Raw genomic sequence first — 17635 nt, 5'->3', positions numbered from 1 at the left:
AAAATCTGCATGATGGACTGCTTTGACAGGCTGCCAAACTATACTCAAAAGCTCGAGCCGGGCGTCTTTAAAAAAGCCAGCTCCTCATCACTCGATGCCCGCCCTAAAATAGCGTTGCGATGGGGGTAGCGGCCAAACTGCTCAATGATCTTTTTGTGCGCCAATTCAAACTCATAATTTGGTAGCGGTTTAAACAAAGCATCCGCCTGCTGATGTACTTTAAGGCTTTCGCTGTGCATATAAGGCAAATACATAAAAGTACGCTGGGTTTTCTCCAGCTGTTGATCAAAGCCCTTTTCAATGGCATGTTGTGCCAGGCACAATGCCAATGGGTCGCTGGCAAAGGCAGCGGGTGTATCACGGAACATATTGCGGGAAAACTGATCCAGTACAATGATCTCACACAGCGCCCCGACCGCAGTTTTGCGCCACTCGGCTAGCTCCCCAGCCGTGGCCTGCTGGTGTAACTGTGCAAATCTGGCTGTAATTTGGTTATCAAACTGGGTCGATTTTTGCCACCAGTCCTGCTCCTGACATTCAACAAACCAGAACTGATAAATTTCCTGATATTCCATGGACACACCTGTGAGTAAGTAAATTTGGTCTCAGAGCGAGTATTACCCGCTCCTGATAATGTGTCCAGTCAGACTTGGCATACGCCAGGTTTATGCGGCTTCAAGTAAACGGCTGTGAATAGCCTGAACCACAGCGTCCGATTCGGTTTGTTCAACCAGGAAGCACAGGTTATGACGACTCGCCCCGTGGCAGATCAAGCGAATATTAAAATCTGCCAGTACCTGCATCAGGCTTGCTTCGCCATGGCGCAACTGAATTTCAGAGCCAATCATGGCCACCAGGGTGAGATTGTTCTCAACACTGACCTGACAAAACTCACCCAGCTCATCCAGACAAGCCTGCGCCAGCTCCGGGCGCGTGGCGTTAGGAGCATTGTCGAGCGTCAAGGCAACGCTGATCTCCGAGGTAGTAACCAGGTCAACCGAGATATTGTGTGCACTTAAAATAGTGAAGATGCGTGCCAGAAAACCACTGGCTAACAGCATTTCGGGGCTTTTCAGGGTCAGCAAGATTTGGTTCTTGCGCTGTGTGACCGCGCGAATACCCGGCTCAGAACGGTTATTCTTTTCAATCCAGGTGCCACCGGCATGGGGATCTCTGCTCGAGCCAACAAACACCGAAATGCCACTGCGACTGGCCGGCAAGATAGTAGCCGGGTGCAATACTTTAGCCCCAAAAGTGGCCATTTCAGCGGCTTCATCGAAGCTTAGCCGGGCAATCGGCCGCGCTTTGTGACATAGACGTGGATCGGTGCTGAAGATACCCACAACATCAGTCCAGATGTGTACGCTTTGCGCCTCAATTGCCTCGGCAAGTAGTGCCGCACTATAATCCGAGCCGCCCCGCCCTAATGTGGTGGTTTGGCCCTGATTGTCACTACCAATAAAGCCCTGAGTCACCACCACCTGCTCTGCCAGTAGCGGCGTCAGATGGGCCGAGGCTGCGTCACGCGTTGCAGCCACATCTGGTACGGCTTTACCAAACTGGCGGTCAGTTTTCAGCACCTGACGTACATCAAAACGGCTACTGGCAACGCCTAAATTTCTGAGTACCTGAGTGAATAGGTAAGAAGAAAATCGCTCTCCGAAGCTCAGCATCTCGTCACATTGTTGTGCGTCCAGTGCGGGTAATTGAGCCAGCGCGTAAAAAGCGTCCTTTGTTTCGTTAAAACCCACTTCCAGATCTGCATCGAGTGTCAGACATGCCAGAATGTCCTGCTGGATCTCCATCACAGACTGAAACAGCGCCTCGCGCTCAGCCGCATCGACTTTTTGTTGCGTCAGAGTCACCAGGTGATTCGTCACACCAGCGCTGGCACTGACGACGACCACACGAACATCGGGGTTGTCATGGATAATTGCGGCGCATCGCTGCATGGCTTCGAAGTTTGCAACACTGGTGCCGCCAAATTTAGCAACGACATACTGGGAATTCATTTTATCTCCTTGGGATCACACACGGCGATCAACATCAATAAGGAGAACTTGGCAATAGGATGGACTAACCATAAAGAAATGACCTCTGCCAGAAGCTCTCCACCTGAAAACGGTGACAGTCCCGAGGATTCAACCTCCAGGACCGAAAAATCATGCCGACGTAGCATGGTTTTCCTCGGCGAGTACCTCCCTCACTGATGGTCACGGGTTATCGTCACCTCACATCAGCTACCTAAGCATCGCGCCTCTTCTGCTTATTTTGCCGGAATTTAACTGAATCCCGGCAAAATAAAAGCCCGCATTTTGAGCGGGCTTGAAAAAGGTATCTTTTAGACGTCTAGGTGTCAAGTATAAAATTGACCCTGTCATCAAAGATTAAATAAATTGCCCCATAAAGAAAGCACCGGCATAACCTGCCGTGTAGGCAATTAACAAATACAGGCTCATTCTTAAGTAACTCGTAAATGTTAGAGCCTTTACTTTACTCATTGCTATGATCCCTGCCGCCGAGCCGATGATCAGCATAGAGCCGCCTACACCCGTCGCATAGGTAAAGGTCAGCCATTGCTGCGGGCTCATAACGATGTCTGCTTTGAGCAAAGCGGCCGTCAGTGGTACGTTATCAACCGCGGCACTCATCAGGCCGACCAGATAGCTGGCGTACTGAGGGTCGATGAATTCATATAATTGAGTAAACATATTCAGGACACCCACCTCTTTTAGCGCCCCAACCAGCAGAAGTACACCCACAAAAAACAGCAAGGTGTCGTACTCAATTTCACGAATATAATCGATGATCTTTTTATTAACGTCTTTCTTGCGCATCAAAAACTGGGCCATCAAAAACATCACCGACAGGCCACACAGGAAAGTCAGCATAGGAGGAACCTGATATTGCACGCTCAGAAACAGCGTGGTGAGTACGGTCGTCATAAAGATCACCGCAATCGTGATGTCCGTTTTCTCTATTCTGCGTAGCGCTTGCTTTTCAAATACCAGCTGGTCTTTCATGCCCATGGACAACAGCGTCGCCAGCAAGAGTACGCTGACAATGGAAGGGACTACCAGCAATAGTAAGTCCGGAATGGTCACCTTACCAGCCAGAAAAATCATCAGTGTGGTCACATCACCGGTGATCAAAGACACACCGCCCGAGTTAACACTAAAGATGATCAATGTGGCATACTTGATAAGTTTCTTCGGATCGAGTTTCAGCGACATCACTACGGCCAGCGAGATAAGCGTTGCGGTAATATTGTCTGAAATCGAAGAAAACAAGAAAGCAAATCCACCCACCAGGAACATCATTTTGCGTTCACTGATCTGGGTAGGCATCACCCGATGGACAATGTTTTGAATAAAACCTTTGGAGTTCAGATAGGCAACAAAAGTCATCGCCGCCATCAGGAATAACCACAAGGTAGCGATTTCAAGTATGTTGTGATCGAGCTGATGTTGTATAGTTTCTGAGCTTTCGCCATGGATCGGAGAGATAAATAGGATAATCCAACATAAAGTGCCAAAAAAAAGGGTCGTTTTGGCCTTGTTTACATGGATAATATCCTCTATAACGATAAGCACAAATGCGACCGCTATCAGGGTTAGGATAATGGGCGTGACCATACGCGTAAACAACCTGTAATTAAAAGTAAAAATTGTGAAGGGTAACGTAATCGGCGCGGAGTCTATCACTTAGCCGCATTCTGTGCCACGAGTAGTTACACATTATGACAATTTTCTTACCTGATACCGTCACAAAATTGATACACACTGGAAAGCTATGATCCCAGCCAAAAAAGTATTAAATACGCTGAATGAACACTGGGGCGTCCTGGAGCTGCTTTTTAAACGCTTTAAGATGGCCGATTTCAGCCTCAAAGATGTGCAAAACATCATCAAACTAAAAAATCCCAACTGGTCAAGTGAACGCATCTATAAAGAAACCAATCGCTTGCTCAATCAGGAAATTATTATTCCTCTGGCCAAATCGTCACAGCTCGAAATTAACCGTGCCGTGGCCGACTTTGCCAGCTTTTTGTTACAAGAAGAACATCTTGGCCTTGCCGAAGAGATCACAGTATTAGTCAAAGATCTGCAACGTCTGGGCGAACGCTTAGCGCAAGCCGGTGATGAGGGCGACCACAGTGAACTGCGCCGTTTCAGTCGCATTATGGATGAACGGGTACGTAAAATCGTCAAACTCTACCACCATAATGAAAGCGCCATCATGAACCTGGTTGAACAAGCAAAGTCCGATCAGGGTAACCTGTCTTTGCAAAAACGCTATCGCGCGGTCATTGAAGCATTTGATGAATACATCGAGCCGATGCTGGAAATGGTGGATATTCATGGCCCCTTTCAGGCCTGTTTCACCACCATAGAGCATCAGATCAGTGAACAAATTGCGCAAATTGAGCAACTGGGCCGGGGTGCACAAGACAAACGTATGCTTGAACAACTGCGTACCCGGATCCTCGATATGCATCTGATCGGTCGTGAAAGTTTAGGTAAAAGTGCCGATATGCTGATGCCACTGCGTGAAGAGCTCAGACGCAACACGCTTATCACTCGCCAGGCGGCGAAGGTATTAGGCCTGATCCGTAAAAATGGCGTTGATCGTATGCTCGCACCGGTACAGCCGCATTTTGTCTCAGACATTCAGCGTTTCAGCCTCGGCCAGCAGCGCCATATGGTGGCTTATATGGCCAGCCTCAGCGAGTTTGAACACGAAGAATATCAGCTACCCGATCAGCAGGATGTGCCAGCTTATCAGAGCCCCAACATTCCCGACTATTCGGATGTGCGTAAATCGTTTAAAGGGTCTGGCAAAAAGCGCACCGCCCTGCTTGGCTTCCTGAACGAACAATACCCGGCTCTGGAAGCCGATGAAATGCTGTTCCTGTACCAAAAGCTGATCAGCGACCCTGAACTGGACATCGCCCAGGATGAGCAACAGCAAACGATGCAAATCGCCAACACCCGCATTCGACTTTATCCGTTCAGTGCAACGGACAAGCAAACAGATAACCACAATTAGTAATCACCATGACACAGATTAATCTAGACGAACTTAGCCAGTTACAGGCGATCAATAAGAAATTGGTCAGTGGCTACCACATCAGCGAACAGGACACCACACAGTGGCAGGAACTGGACCAGCACATTGAGTCTTACCAGGCGCTGTTCAGCGCGCTTGGCCACGACCTGCAACACGATAGTCGTGGCTTTTATTATCTGGCCAGCGACGAAAGCACCCCCAACATGGGTAAGATCTCCCGGGCCATCGCGCTGACCGTATTTATCTTGATCGAGCATTTCGCCAACCAGGGTAAAGATCCTTTGCGCGCCCTGTTTGACGAAGTATTAGACCTGGAGCTGATGCAGACTCTGGTACAGCTTAACAAGCACCTGTTTGATCAGCTGGAGATTTTCTCAGGCTCAGATCTACGTAAAGACGTGTGCCTGCGCATGGTGCGCCTGGGACTGGCCCGCGAAGTAGAGCAAGGCTTTTCTCTGCTTGCGCCGGTTTATCGTTATATCGATGCGCTGATGGAAGTGAACGAAGACAATTACGACACACTTGAGGATGAAGTATGAACAAGCTGTATGGTCTCAGTAAACTCGCCCTGCTCAACACCGCAGGTTATGCCAAGTGTGTGATCCCACTCGATAAAAGTGCATCTATCTGTGCCCCGAACAACACAGGTAAAAGTTCGGTTATCAATGCCTTGCAGTTTCCGCTGATCAACGATTTACGCCTGACCGAATGGGATGGTCACGATCTAGAAGAAACCCGCAAGTTCTACTTTTCGAGCGATCAGTCTTATATCCTGCTTGAAGCCAACCTGCCCCATGGCGACGTGGTGATAGGCGTCGCGGGCCTGGGTAAAATTGCCGGCTATGCCCACCAGTTCTTTTGCTATAACGGCAAGCTAAACCTGGATGACTTTACCCAGGGTAAAAGCATCATAAAGTACACCAAACTGTTCAATCACTTGCAGGAAAAAGGTTTTAGCCCGGTTGAGTTAAAAGCGGCCGAGCTGAATGCATTATTGACAGGTGGAGCAACGCCATACGATGGTGACATCAACCTCAAGATGATCCCGCTGAATAATGTTCAGGATGCCGCAGTATATAAAGAGATCTTCCGCCGTATCCTGAACCTGCACAAACTGGGTGCCCATGATGTAAAACGCTTTATGCTCAAGGTGTTTGAACGTCATATGTCTAACTCCAAAGTCGATTTCTATGAAGTATGGCGTCGTGCGTTTGATAAAGTAAACCGATCTCGCCGTGAGCTGAACGCACTGGAGTCTATGCAGGAACCCATTGCTGCACTGGAACAAATGATCGAAGGCGAAGCGACGCTCAAGGGCAAGCTTGCCGCCTATGCACCTAAGCTTGACAAAGCCATTGTCGAGTTTGATGAGTATCAGCAGAGCCAAATTGGCGAGCTCAATGATCAGCTTGAAAACATCGAGCAGGAAAAGCGCGATTTTGAAGAAAAGCAACAGCTGTATGTGCAGCAGTCTCGCGATATTGAACGTAAGCAAACTCAGATTGAACAATGGTTTACCGACTATCACGCACTCAAATCCGAATTTGAGCTGACCAATCATGCCACGCTGAAAACCAACCTGACACTGCTGAAAAAAGAGTACGAACAGCTGTCGTTCTCGATTAACAGTGCTCAGGGCCAGAGCCTGCACACTCTCGACTATCGGATTGGCGAAACACAAAAGCAGGTTAAGAGCCTGAAACTGCAGATGAAAAATCTGGAGTTCAACCTCTTTACCCGAATGCGTGAAGACCTGTCACTCAAAGAAGTCGAAGAGATCTCTCGTATTCTTAACCCGGATATTTTGTCTTTTGCTACCACAGGTAAGGGCGAAGTTGAGATCAGTGACGACGATGCCTTCGGTGATTTCCTGGCCCAGCTGTCTGCGGCGGTCAAAGGCGGCGAACTTAAACTACCCGGTGCCACCATCAAGCTGAAAAAGCTGGCACCAGTACAAATGCAAAGCGGCGAAAACAAAGCCCAGTTGCAGGCAAAGTTAGACGCTCTGCAGCAATCGTTACTGGAGCTGAAGCAACAGCGCGAAGTGTCTGCCAATGTGGCCGAAAAACAGCAAGAGCGTGATGCACTGTACGATGAACTGATGGCCACCGAAGCGGCACTGAAGCGCTTTGAGCAATTCCAGACCATGGCGCAGTCGGCAGAAGCACAACAGGCATTGCAAGATCAGCTGCAGGCCGAACGTGAGCAGGTCGACGACTATCTGCAAGATGTACAGCGCAATGCAGGCTCCATTTCCGATCGCCGCTCTATTATCAAAAGCAAACAAGATTTGATCCTGCGTCAGGCCGATCGCCTCAAGCAAGTGAAGTCGGAGCGCATTGATCATACGCTGGATTTATATAGCGGTAAGCAAACCCCCTACCCGGTCGAGATCAATCTGGACTTTGACAACCTGGCGGAAGTGATCCACCAGTTCAACAAAGACTGTCAGGAACTGCGTAACCTGGATGTCAATGTGCGCAATACTTATTTGCACATATACAATGCCGGCATTACCAAGTTCGACAACGAAACAGACGACGCGACAAAATACGCCAAGCTGATCAGCGCCTATCACAACATAGACAATGAGCGCGATGCGGTAGAGCGTCAGGCCCGCGTAGCCCTGACTGAAGTTGCAGCGACCATTAAGGGCCTGCGTGAAGACTTAGATCGCCTGCGCCGGGAAATGAACAGTTTTAATAAGGGCATTAGTCAGCACCGTATCTCGAACCTTAAGGCGTTTAAGATCAATGTGATCCCAAGAAAAATGCTGGTAGAGAGTATCGATACCATTATCGCAACCTCCGACTTGTACGAGCAAGGCGAGAGCTTTGACTTACTAAGCGAGCAGCCAGCCGACAGTAATGCCGTTAACAAGGCGAAAGATCACATTATCAAGTTGGCCAGTGACAAAGCAGGCCTGACACTGACCGATCTGTTTGATATCCGCTTTGAGGTAGTCAATCGCGCAGGCGATACCGAGCACTTTGATAAAATTGACTCTGCCGGTTCGAATGGTACACGGATCACCATAAAGTTGTTGTGTGGTATGTTGTTTATTCGCTACCTGCTTTCCGATCAGGAGCAGGCGATGTATCGTATTCCGATTTACATTGATGAAGCGGCCGACATTGACCCGCAAAACCAGAAGGCGATCATCGAAACCGCCCTCAGCTTTGGCTTTGTGCCAATTTTCGCGTCGGTTAAACCGCAAATAAGTTGTGACTATCTGGTGCCAATCCGCAGCGTCAATCAGGGCAGCCAGAACTGGGTTGACGAAAAAGACTGGATCGAAGTCGAACACAGTTAAGATAAAATCAGGGCACACTTTAGTGCCCTTTTTTTGTGATGATCTTAGCGTTTTAACTGTCGTATACTAAGGTACGCGTTAGATTTTATGTTTTTAAGGAGTAAGCCATGCTGAACCAACTCAAAAAGCACCTTGCCAGCACCAAAACCTTCGCCATTGTAGCCGGTTTATTGATGCTCAGTGCCTGTGGTACAACGCCAGACTGGGACTATGACAAGTCGGTAGAATTTACCAACTATAAAACCTATGCCTGGTCAGCCGAAGCGAGCTTAAAAGCTCGTCCGCAAAATTACCAAATCAACGGGCTGATGGAAAAGCGCATTCGTAACGCCATCACCGAGCAAATGGCAAAACAGGGCTTCAGGCTGGTGGATGCACCTGCTGCCGATATACTAATCAACTACCACGTAGCAGTGGATAAAAAGCTGGAAGTAGACACCTTTAAGGTCAGTTATGGCGCACGTTGGAGCTACTGGGGCTGGGGTGTTGATCACCACACGACCACTCGGGAATATAAAGTCGGCACCCTGGTGGTTGACATCATTGATCGTACTTCTAATCAGTTAGTCTGGCGCGGTGCAAAAGAAAGCCGTTTGCGCGCCAAGCAAACACCAGAGCAACGAACCGAGTCTATTAATAAAACCATTGCCGAGATCCTGGCGAACTTCCCGCCTAAAGTGCAGCATTAGACGTGTGTGACATGAAAATGGCGGGTAATACCTCTGCTCTTTAAGTGTTTGCAGTAATATAGCTCGTCTTTTCACGGTTGAGATACTGTTCAATATATACAAGGTTTTAAACTTGCTGATGAAACGTACATACCAAATAAAAGTGTGTACGTTTTTTACTTTTTACAAAAGCGACATCAAAATCAGCGATTCTGGAGGTTGCACCAGGATAAATGATTCTGTCAATTCAATTTACACCTACCCCTTAATGGGAATATCAAATACCGCAGATTGCTCTAGAATCACACTACAATTCTGAAAAAGGAGCAGATGATGAATCTAGTACAACGTTCAGTTCAGGATCTCGCTGTTAACGTACCTGGCGCATCAGAGCTATTTGAGACTTATCAAATTAATTATAGGACGGAAAAAAAACAACCTCTGCAGGATGCCGTCTTAAACGGCAAACTGAAGTTGTTCGAAGTCACTGAACGGCTGGAGTTTCTTTTGCGTACCGGCCCTGACAGTGGCTATGAGCGATGGCGACAAGTCAGTGCCAACGAGCTGATAGCCCATATTATTGAGAATTATCACGAAAAGCACCGTGTTCAATTCTCAGACGCTATCCGGCTTACGCAAAAAGTGGCGACAGCTCATGACCACCACGCCAATTTTCCGCACGAATTAGAAGCCCAGCTAACTCGGATGCAGTTTGATCTTGAAGAACATATGATGAAAGAAGAAGTGATCCTGTTTCCAATGATGGAAAAAGGGATCTATCCGAGTGGGCCTATCTCAGTCATGGAAGCCGAGCATGTTGATCATGCCAAATCGCTGGAATACCTCAGGGAATTAACTAATGAATTTGCACCACCTGCCGATGCCAGCAACAGCTGGGCTAAACTGTATACTGATTTACAGGCTCTCTATTTTGATTTGAAAGCACATATCCACCTCGAGAACGATATTTTGTTTCAACCACCCAGTTAAGCGCGCATAAAGTCGTTCCAGCACAAAGGCCGAAGTTTACCTGCGGCCTGCTCTTTTTATTTTCACTGGCTATCTGGCGTTGCTTGTACTGTGTTGCCGTTTAATCTGTTGCCTATGATAATGTCTGAACTCATGCTCTACTCTGCGGCCTTGGCTGAAAGCCGAAATACGCTTTAAGTACCCTATCACACGGGTAGCAAAATCAACATCAATGGAACCACAGGCAGTGCAGTGCATTCGGGTCGATTTTTCAATATGTCCGCAGACATTGCAGATGGTGGTTTTAACATTAATACAAAAATAGTTGCAGCCGGTTTTGGCGGCTACCCCGAACAGGTGCAGGTATTGCTGCTCGTCTAAATGCTCTTGTAGATTCAGATGCAATGCTGAGCCACCATCCAGATACTGGGTCAGCGCCTTACCGTGCAAAATAAACTTGTCCAGATGATTGAGGGTGTCGTCTTCTACCCGGTAAAAATAGCTGTTGTAGCAGTCTCGCGGCACAACATAGCCATCTTTTGCATCCCATTTTGCATTCTTCACGCCCAGGTTTTCGGCGGGTACAAATTCGGTATTGAACAAATACCCGGTTTCTTCAGACGCCGTCCGGTTTAACTGATAAATCACTTTGAGTTGCGACTGCACCCACGCGTTGTACTGCTCATTAGTACCAACCTCAATGCCGAGATACTCGGCCGCTTCTACCAGTCCGTTAATGCCAATGGTCAGGAATTGCTTGTCAAAAGAGATAAAGCCTGCATCGTACACTGGTAGCAATCCTGCGGCCTGATACTCCTCCATCAACTGGCGGTAGGCTATCTGATATTGGTGTATTTTTTTGACTTCAGTGGCGAGATCCCGACCGTCCTGCACCAATCGGTTCATATTCAGTGTGATGACATTCACCGAGCCTGTCGCCACCCCACCCGCTCCCAGACTGTAAGAAAAGCCGTGATCGCTGATTTCATTACGAAGCCGGCAGCAGGACGCCAGCGAGTCGGCATGCTCAGACTGATACACAAAGAATGCCCCACCTTCGCTGAGGTTTTTAGCACACATACTGGAAAATCCCGTATCCACTGGCTCGCCCGCTTTTACCAACATGGCGGCAGTTACCACCGGAAATGTTAAAATGGCTTTGTTGCGCTCGGCGTTAAACCAGTCAAGAAAAAAGTGTTGCAGTGCTTTAACCGACGACCAGCACGGCGAGGTCATATCAGGAAACACAAAGTGACCAAACATGGCCTCAAAATAGGGCTGATCATACAAAGAGATATTCCAAAATACGCTTTGATACCCCCGTGCGGCGGCGGGCTGATTTAACGCATACACCACGTGCTGCAGGTGGTTTTCAATCTTTTTGCTATGTGTTGATAGGTAGTCGTCACCGTAATCTTTACGTGCAAAATAATCGAAGTAGATCAAAAATTCGACCGTCGCAACCGCACCGGCAAATTGCGCACTGATGGCAAACACCAGATTGACAAAGCTACCGCAGAATGACTCCAGGTGCTGCGGCGCCTTCGACTCACCGCCGAGGCGGGTCAGCCCGTCCAGTAAAAAAGGGTACATAGTAACAGACGTGCAATAGGGTTTCAGGCTGGTTTCATCGTGCACATAGATCTCGTGTTCGGTGATCTGACGCTGATATTCCTGTGCCAGTGCATCGCCATAAAGCGCTTTGATTTTTGCCGCCACCTGCGCCCGGTTAACCTGAATAAAATAGTCTTTCATTAGTTCAGATTCTAAGGTGGCGATGTTTTTGAGCGTCACATTGGCGTTGGCGTCCATGGTGGAGCCGTCGGCGGCATTGTGCGCCGCACAGTAGTTGCCTATAAAACGGCGTTTTTCTTCGAGTTGATGCTGGGTCAGCACAGACATAGATTACTCCCTGGAAAAGTGTGCATTAAGGATCTGGCCGGAGGCCACGTCGATAAAACGTTGGTTTGTATTTGGCTTGTCCAGGCCACCTAAAGCCTGGATGTACGGGCCGGTTTTCAGGTAAGTGAGCTCTGCTCGCAATGGCGCAGGCACTGCCTGCTGCCCGGTATACAGGCAGGTTTTCAGGCCAGCGTGTCTGGCAAGTTGCAGTAATTTGATCAACAGCGGTGCCTGCCACTCACCACCAAAGAACACCACACAGGTGATAAGCCCACTGTATTTGTGTAACAGCCCGGTAAAGCGTGCAACCGTGAGTGGCGTGCCGTTTTGTGCATCCCACACCTGTGGGCTGTGACACCCCCGGCAACCGATCTGGCACCCGGTACACAAAAAGCCCAACGCTATCTCATTGGGCACTTCCTGAAAACAGATCTGCGGCTCAAACACATTCACAAAACACCATATGTAGTTATTTTTCAAATTTAAAACACAATATATAGCACTTCAGTGTATTCCGACCAGTCTCCCGCTTGATCTGAATCAAGCTTACTCACGGTTAAAAAAGACACTTTAGTGGTAACAAAAAAGGTGCATGCGCAAGGGTGTACTGTGTGGGTGCTTCTACCTACTTTGGAGGAGTTTCATACTGTATATTCTTTGCTAGACTGGCTTTTTTACGAATGTTAAAGGGCGGCTATGACAGCTAAAATTGGTATTTTAACGGTAAGCGACCGTGCGAGCAGAGGTCAGTATGAGGATCTCTCCGGACCCGCTATTATTGACACACTCACGGCCTATCTTTCTTCGCCGTGGCAGGCTGTGCGTATTCTTGTTGAAGACGAACAACCACTGATTGAGCAGGCTTTGCGTAAACTGAGCGATGACGAAGGCTGTGCATTAATCATCACCACCGGCGGTACAGGCCCGGCAAAACGCGACGTCACACCCGAAGCAACAGAAGCGGTCTGTGATAAGATGATGCCCGGCTTTGGCGAACTGATGCGCCAGGAAAGTTTAAAATATGTTCCGACCGCGATTTTATCCCGCCAGACTGCCGGCATTCGCAATCAGGCACTGATCATCAACTTGCCGGGCAAACCAAAGGCCATCAAACAGTGTCTGGATGCGGTATTCCCGGCTGTGCCCTACTGTATTGACCTGCTGGAAGGCCCTTACCTGACATGCGATGATGCTGTGATCCAGGTATTCAGGCCAGAATCTTAATCTGTATAATCATTACCCATAAAAAAGCCAGTGCATTTGCACTGGCTTTTTGGTTCTGGAGATTGCTAAACTTTTTTGTGTGATACATCGATCAGTTCAACGGTACCGTCTTCACGCACTTCTGCAATTTGTCCTCTGGGTTCATCCATAAAAAACAAGGTTACAAATCCAATCATGGCGGTACCTGCAATAACGTAGAAGAAGGTGGCATAGTCAACAAAAGACAGAACGGTCAGAAAGGTCACCGCGCCCACATTACCATAAGCTCCTGTCATACCCGCGATCTGACCGGTTAGGCGACGTTTGATCAGCGGTACCACTGCAAACACAGCGCCTTCGCCAGACTGAACAAAGAAAGAACACGCCATTGCTGTGGCAACTGCCAGCCATAACGGCCATTGCGCATCCACCATGCCCATTAAGAAATATCCCATTGCCAGGCCAGCGGTTAAAATCAGCAAGGTTGTTTTACGGCCAAATTTATCTGAGATCCAGCCACCTGCGGGGCGAGACATTAGGTTCATAAATGCATAGGCACCTGCCACCATACCGGCCATGACCGGGTCCAGCGAGAAGGTCTCAGCAAAGAACAGCGGCAACATAGACACAACAGCAAGCTCAGAGCCGAAATTGGTAAAATACAAAATATCCAGTACCGCGACCTGCTTAAAGCTATAACGGTGTAACTCGGGGACTTCTTTTTCAAATACGCCTTTGTTGACCGACCACACCTTTTTCACTTCAAACAGATACAGCAGGCACAACGCAACATAGGTCGCATTTACGACAGTTGCATCCAGCATGTTTACGCCATTGGGAGACAGTTTCCAGGCCAACAGTGCAAGGGCTGCATACATAGGTATTTTCATTAGCAAGAGTAAAAAGAAATCGCCCTTAGACGTGACTTCCATCGCCCCCAGGTTTTTAGGCCGAAAATAGGTCGAGCCTTTTGGTGTATTGGTCACACTGGCGTAGTAAATAAAACCATAAACCAGGCTCATCACCCCGGTTATTCCAATGGCATAACGCCAGCCATCGTCACCACCAAAGAGCAATGCCACCGTTGGCAGAGTAAAAGCTGCTGCCGCAGAACCAAAGTTACCCCAGCCGCCGTAAATGCCCTCAGCGGTGCCTAGTTCGTTGTGTGGGAACCACTCAGAAACCATGCGGATACCAATCACAAAACCGGCACCAATAAAGCCCAGCAAGAAACGGGCAATCGCTGCCTGTAAAAAGCTATCGGCAAAGGCAAACATAAAACAGGGTACAGAGCATAATACAAGCAGGCTGGAGTAGACAATGCGCGGGCCGTATTTGTCCGTGAGCATGCCAATAATAACGCGCGCAGGGATAGTTAACGCAACGTTGAGTATCAGAAGTGTCTTGATTTGTTCGGTAGTGAGTCCAAGGGTCGTCTTTACGGCCTGCAACAGAGGGGCAAAGTTAAACCACACTAAGAAGGTAATAAAAAATGCAATCCAGCTTAAGTGCAGAACTTTCATTTTCCCCTTCATGGAAAACACATTAAATTTTTCACTGGCCATAATTCTCTCCAATACGGTAGATTCCAAGCCATTCTGGCTCGATCTGCACAAAAATAATTGACGTAAATCAAGTAATTCCCGGCCGTAAAATGCGCGTAATAACGCCCCTACCTATTTGGATTTTTGGTCATAAAGTGGCAGCATGCGGAAATACGCAGCTGACTACCTATTAAGATATATACGGACTACCCCAACCCACCACCTTGATATCAATAGTGATACTCAGTGCAATCAGGAACTAACGAAAAACAAAAAAAGCCTCCGAAGAGGCTCAACATATTGCAGGGAATCTTATAGTAATGGTGTCAGCGCATTCAGAATTTATGTGCCAACACCAACCACAACTTGTCTGTGTCGGAGGCCAATGCCTCTGCATCGTACATGGCGTATTTGAGCAACAACTTGCATTTATCTGTGACCTTATACGCCGCCGTAAAATCGATTTCACTGCCGTAATCAATGCTGTTTTCCACGCTGTCAAACTTGTGGTAAGTCACGCCCAGCTTTACACCAGATACCATGCCATTGACGCCAACATACCAGTCTGCCACGCCATTGGGTGGGGTGCCCAGAAACTTATCGGCAAAGCCCTGAAACTTGTGTGCCGTGGCCAGTGGCGTACTAAAGCCAACACCATTGTCCGATCCCAGTGACTCATAACCAATCGTCCAGCCAAGTTTTTTGAACTTACCTTTTACCTGAGCCAGAAAATAGTCGGTGCTGAAATCTGTTGGATTGTCACCATAGTCCTGTTGCTGGGCATAACTCAATGTGTACTTCACGTTATCAAAGGCTTTGCCCGCAACCCGCACACCCAGTGTGCGCGTTGAAATGGCCGCATTGTGCTCAAAGTCTAACAGGTAAGCAAAACCCGATACCGAGAACGCGGGACTGACCTGATAAGCGACATTGCCCAGATGGAGCCTGCCGGGTAAATCGCTCTTGGCACTTTTTTCGCCAAAAATACGATTCACGTTGTACACATAGCTATAATCAAACGTCAGAGCGTCGCTGGCCTTATAGCGCGCGCGATATCCGTCAAACGTTTGTTCGTTTTGTCGCCATGCCACACCTCCAATAAAGCGTTGGTCATCCAGATTGATCCGCTGCCTGCCCAGGGTAAACGCCAACTTGCCCTGATTGAGTTGCAGATTGGCCTGATTGACTTCTGTGCCAGTTGGGTCAGCCACCACCGGGTGGTCCTTAATCCCGTTGACTGTGCTGTTGTAGTTGTCGCTGCCGATACGGGTGACATTATCGACTTCCAACAACGCCCGGACACCGCGCAATGTCCCGCTGGTGTAATTCAGTCGTGTTAACAATGTAGAGGCGTGTGCTTTTTCGTCAACGCCTTGTTGATCAACATTTTCATATCTATATCTCAGCAAGCCACTGGCCTTGCCTTCTGATAGCATGTTGTCGATACCGTCGTGAACAAATGCCTGAACCGAAATGCTCAGACCGGATAAGAGCAATGTGGCAATTACAGAAAGCTGTGTTTTCATACTTTAATACCTTGCTACGCAGTAGTGATGTTGTACGTAGCCTAATGCCATGATCTGCCTCCTAATTTGATTTATATCAAAGCCTGATTTGCGTTACCCACTCTGCACTTACCTCTCTCTTTGTGGGTATAACAACACTTCCCAATTTGCTGTAGTCTTTAGTTAATACGTGGCCTGAACACAACAAGGTGAAAGCAGCATGAAGTTAGATGATACAAATACAATGCGCTACTGTCGGCACATTTTACTGCCTCTGGTGCAGGAGGACGGGCAAGAAGCATTTTTACAAAGCCATATTGTGGTGGTGGGTGCCGGAGGTTTGGGCTGCGCTGTTTTACCTTATCTTGCAGCGTCAGGCGTCGGTACACTCACCGTGTTTGACCATGATCAGATCGACATCACCAACCTGCAACGCCAGATCCTGCATTGCGAGCACAATGTAGGGAAAAACAAAGCACAATCGGCCGCTGAATCGCTCAGCAGAATCAATTCGTCCATCCGGGTCAATATCTTTGAAACAGCCCTGAGTGAAGTCCACAGTGAAACGATAGAACAGGCCGATGTGGTCGTAGATTGCAGCGACAACCTGCAAACACGCTTGTTGTTAAATGATCTGTGCTGGCGTTATCACACGCCGTTGATTTCTGGGTCTGCAATACGCCTGGAAGGTCAGGTGATCCACTTTCCCATGCGTGCCAAAGACCCCTGCTATGCGTGTGTCGCCAGTTTATTTGGCGAGCAGTCTCTGAGCTGTATGGAAGCGGGTGTCCTGTCACCGGTCGTCGGTACCATAGGTACTTTGCAGGCAACCGAAGCCCTCAAGAGCTTGTTAAAATTAGCCCCAGACACGGTCAAACTAACCTTATATGATGCCCAGTCTATGCAATTCAGGGCGTTTGACATCCCCAAGCGCGCAGACTGTCCAACCTGCTCAGGCACTCACTAACCCTTCGTACACGGGAACAGTGCAATAATGTTGGAGTCCGCCGACTCTGATTGAGGCGGTTGAGCATCCGGTAATCGCAGCGCCAGCTCTCGACAGACGTATGATGCAACCTGAAGCTCAGTTTGTAAGGTGCTTCTTTTTGCTTTGTCCGGTAGTTCTCTGACAATTTTGGCAATGTCGAAATGGATTACCCCGTCAATACCACAAGCGGTTAAACAGCGCTTGATACACTGTAATGCGCAGCCATCTACGGCGATAATCTGGCCGCTTTGTTTAATCTTTTTCAGATGCTGAGGCGACCCAGCCGCAATGGCCGCCACCGCTACCCGCTCAACTTTGCCTTGTTGCTGCAGGATAATCGCGATATCGTCAGACAGCGCTCCGCCGTGACAACAACCAGAGCAGCTCATAATGCAAGGTAAGGGAGTATTTTTCATTGCAACACATTCCAAGTTGAACTGTGTTTTAAAGCATAGGCACCACATGGAATTGGA

Annotated in this window: 15 protein-coding genes and 1 riboswitch; of the genes, 7 read left to right on the top strand and 8 right to left on the bottom strand. The window is 48.3% G+C overall.

What is annotated here, in order from left to right; translation table 11 throughout:
* Nucleotides 1-44: 44 nt before the first annotated feature.
* From ACXAH1_RS14280 to nhaD, 3 genes are all read right to left on the bottom strand, one after another.
* A complete protein-coding gene (locus ACXAH1_RS14280; protein ID WP_475197561.1) occupies nt 45-575 on the bottom strand; it encodes a DUF924 family protein in 531 nt (176 codons plus the stop codon).
* Nucleotides 576-665: 90 nt separating this feature from the next.
* Complete coding sequence (lysC, locus tag ACXAH1_RS14275; protein ID WP_475197560.1) at nt 666-2012, bottom strand: lysine-sensitive aspartokinase 3; 1347 nt, start codon at nt 2010-2012, stop codon at nt 666-668.
* A gap of 84 nt (nt 2013-2096) precedes the next feature.
* Nucleotides 2097-2270: riboswitch (Lysine riboswitch) on the bottom strand.
* A 117-nt stretch (nt 2271-2387) separates the two neighbouring features.
* Complete coding sequence (gene nhaD / locus ACXAH1_RS14270; protein ID WP_475197559.1) at nt 2388-3635, bottom strand: sodium:proton antiporter NhaD; 1248 nt, start codon at nt 3633-3635, stop codon at nt 2388-2390.
* A 157-nt stretch (nt 3636-3792) separates the two neighbouring features.
* Here nhaD and ACXAH1_RS14265 point away from each other — a divergent pair, with 157 nt between their 5' ends.
* The 5 genes from ACXAH1_RS14265 (at nt 3793) to ACXAH1_RS14245 (ending at nt 10041) form a co-directional block, all read left to right on the top strand.
* Complete coding sequence (locus ACXAH1_RS14265; RefSeq protein ID WP_475197558.1) at nt 3793-5049, top strand: hypothetical protein; 1257 nt, start codon at nt 3793-3795, stop codon at nt 5047-5049.
* Nucleotides 5050-5057: 8 nt separating this feature from the next.
* Nucleotides 5058-5609 carry a condensin complex protein MksE gene (locus tag ACXAH1_RS14260; RefSeq protein WP_054016843.1) on the top strand — a complete coding sequence of 184 codons (552 nt, stop codon included), beginning with the start codon at nt 5058-5060 and terminating at the stop codon, nt 5607-5609.
* Nucleotides 5606-8383, top strand: a complete 2778-nt coding sequence (locus ACXAH1_RS14255) for an ATPase (RefSeq protein WP_475197556.1) — start codon at nt 5606-5608, stop codon at nt 8381-8383. Before ACXAH1_RS14260 ends, ACXAH1_RS14255 begins: the two co-directional genes overlap by 4 nt.
* Nucleotides 8384-8490: 107 nt before the next feature.
* Nucleotides 8491-9072, top strand: a complete 582-nt coding sequence (locus ACXAH1_RS14250) for a DUF4136 domain-containing protein (protein WP_475197555.1) — start codon at nt 8491-8493, stop codon at nt 9070-9072.
* Between the two features lie 309 nt (nt 9073-9381).
* Entirely contained in the window at nt 9382-10041 is a 660-nt protein-coding gene (locus ACXAH1_RS14245) for a hemerythrin domain-containing protein (RefSeq protein ID WP_475197554.1), read from the top strand.
* 69 nt (nt 10042-10110) lie between these two features.
* Here the strand turns inward: ACXAH1_RS14245 and nrdD are convergent, their stop codons facing one another.
* Together nrdD and nrdG are read right to left on the bottom strand one after the other, a co-directional pair.
* Entirely contained in the window at nt 10111-11922 is a 1812-nt protein-coding gene (gene nrdD / locus ACXAH1_RS14240) for an anaerobic ribonucleoside-triphosphate reductase (protein ID WP_475197553.1), read from the bottom strand.
* A 3-nt stretch (nt 11923-11925) separates the two neighbouring features.
* Nucleotides 11926-12375: an anaerobic ribonucleoside-triphosphate reductase activating protein gene (gene nrdG, locus ACXAH1_RS14235; protein ID WP_475197552.1), complete on the bottom strand. Its 450-nt coding sequence runs from the start codon at nt 12373-12375 to the stop codon at nt 11926-11928.
* Between the two features lie 243 nt (nt 12376-12618).
* Here nrdG and mog point away from each other — a divergent pair, with 243 nt between their 5' ends.
* Nucleotides 12619-13146, top strand: a complete 528-nt coding sequence (mog, locus tag ACXAH1_RS14230; RefSeq protein ID WP_475197551.1) for a molybdopterin adenylyltransferase — start codon at nt 12619-12621, stop codon at nt 13144-13146.
* A 65-nt stretch (nt 13147-13211) separates the two neighbouring features.
* On the opposite strand, the gene ACXAH1_RS14225 is transcribed toward mog, so the two are convergent.
* On the bottom strand, nt 13212-14690 hold the full coding sequence (locus ACXAH1_RS14225; RefSeq protein WP_475197550.1) for a NarK family nitrate/nitrite MFS transporter: 1479 nt from the start codon (nt 14688-14690) through the stop codon (nt 13212-13214).
* A gap of 314 nt (nt 14691-15004) precedes the next feature.
* Nucleotides 15005-16195, bottom strand: a complete 1191-nt coding sequence (locus ACXAH1_RS14220) for an alginate export family protein (protein WP_475197548.1) — start codon at nt 16193-16195, stop codon at nt 15005-15007.
* Nucleotides 16196-16394: 199 nt separating this feature from the next.
* On the opposite strand from ACXAH1_RS14220, the gene ACXAH1_RS14215 reads away from it, so the two are divergent.
* Nucleotides 16395-17141: a HesA/MoeB/ThiF family protein gene (locus tag ACXAH1_RS14215; protein ID WP_475197547.1), complete on the top strand. Its 747-nt coding sequence runs from the start codon at nt 16395-16397 to the stop codon at nt 17139-17141.
* On the opposite strand, the gene ACXAH1_RS14210 is transcribed toward ACXAH1_RS14215, so the two are convergent.
* The gene (locus ACXAH1_RS14210) at nt 17138-17578 is read right to left on the bottom strand and encodes a putative zinc-binding protein (RefSeq protein WP_475197546.1); all 441 of its coding nucleotides are present in this window, start codon (nt 17576-17578) and stop codon (nt 17138-17140) included. The two genes, ACXAH1_RS14215 and ACXAH1_RS14210, sit on opposite strands and share 4 nt — an antisense overlap.
* Between the last annotated feature and the right edge of the window lie 57 nt (nt 17579-17635).

The sequence above is a fragment of the Pseudoalteromonas sp. AWH4_217 genome (genome assembly GCF_056161105.1).
Note: the sequence above shows the minus strand (reverse complement) of the source record. Positions and strands in the feature narration are given on the sequence as shown.

Bases quoted from the DNA above. Each gene is read 5' to 3' on its own strand.
- ACXAH1_RS14210 (WP_475197546.1), bottom strand. From the start codon at position 17,578: ATGAAAAATACTCCCTTACCTTGCATTATGAGCTGCTCTGGTTGTTGT.
- nhaD (WP_475197559.1), bottom strand. From the start codon at position 3,635: ATGGTCACGCCCATTATCCTAACCCTGATAGCGGTCGCATTTGTGCTT.
- ACXAH1_RS14265 (WP_475197558.1), top strand. From the start codon at position 3,793: ATGATCCCAGCCAAAAAAGTATTAAATACGCTGAATGAACACTGGGGC.
- mog (WP_475197551.1), top strand. From the start codon at position 12,619: ATGACAGCTAAAATTGGTATTTTAACGGTAAGCGACCGTGCGAGCAGA.
- ACXAH1_RS14220 (WP_475197548.1), bottom strand. From the start codon at position 16,195: ATGAAAACACAGCTTTCTGTAATTGCCACATTGCTCTTATCCGGTCTG.
- lysC (WP_475197560.1), bottom strand. From the start codon at position 2,012: ATGAATTCCCAGTATGTCGTTGCTAAATTTGGCGGCACCAGTGTTGCA.
- ACXAH1_RS14260 (WP_054016843.1), top strand. From the start codon at position 5,058: ATGACACAGATTAATCTAGACGAACTTAGCCAGTTACAGGCGATCAAT.
- ACXAH1_RS14255 (WP_475197556.1), top strand. From the start codon at position 5,606: ATGAACAAGCTGTATGGTCTCAGTAAACTCGCCCTGCTCAACACCGCA.
- ACXAH1_RS14225 (WP_475197550.1), bottom strand. From the start codon at position 14,690: ATGGCCAGTGAAAAATTTAATGTGTTTTCCATGAAGGGGAAAATGAAA.
- ACXAH1_RS14245 (WP_475197554.1), top strand. From the start codon at position 9,382: ATGATGAATCTAGTACAACGTTCAGTTCAGGATCTCGCTGTTAACGTA.
- nrdD (WP_475197553.1), bottom strand. From the start codon at position 11,922: ATGTCTGTGCTGACCCAGCATCAACTCGAAGAAAAACGCCGTTTTATA.
- ACXAH1_RS14215 (WP_475197547.1), top strand. From the start codon at position 16,395: ATGAAGTTAGATGATACAAATACAATGCGCTACTGTCGGCACATTTTA.
- ACXAH1_RS14250 (WP_475197555.1), top strand. From the start codon at position 8,491: ATGCTGAACCAACTCAAAAAGCACCTTGCCAGCACCAAAACCTTCGCC.
- ACXAH1_RS14280 (WP_475197561.1), bottom strand. From the start codon at position 575: ATGGAATATCAGGAAATTTATCAGTTCTGGTTTGTTGAATGTCAGGAG.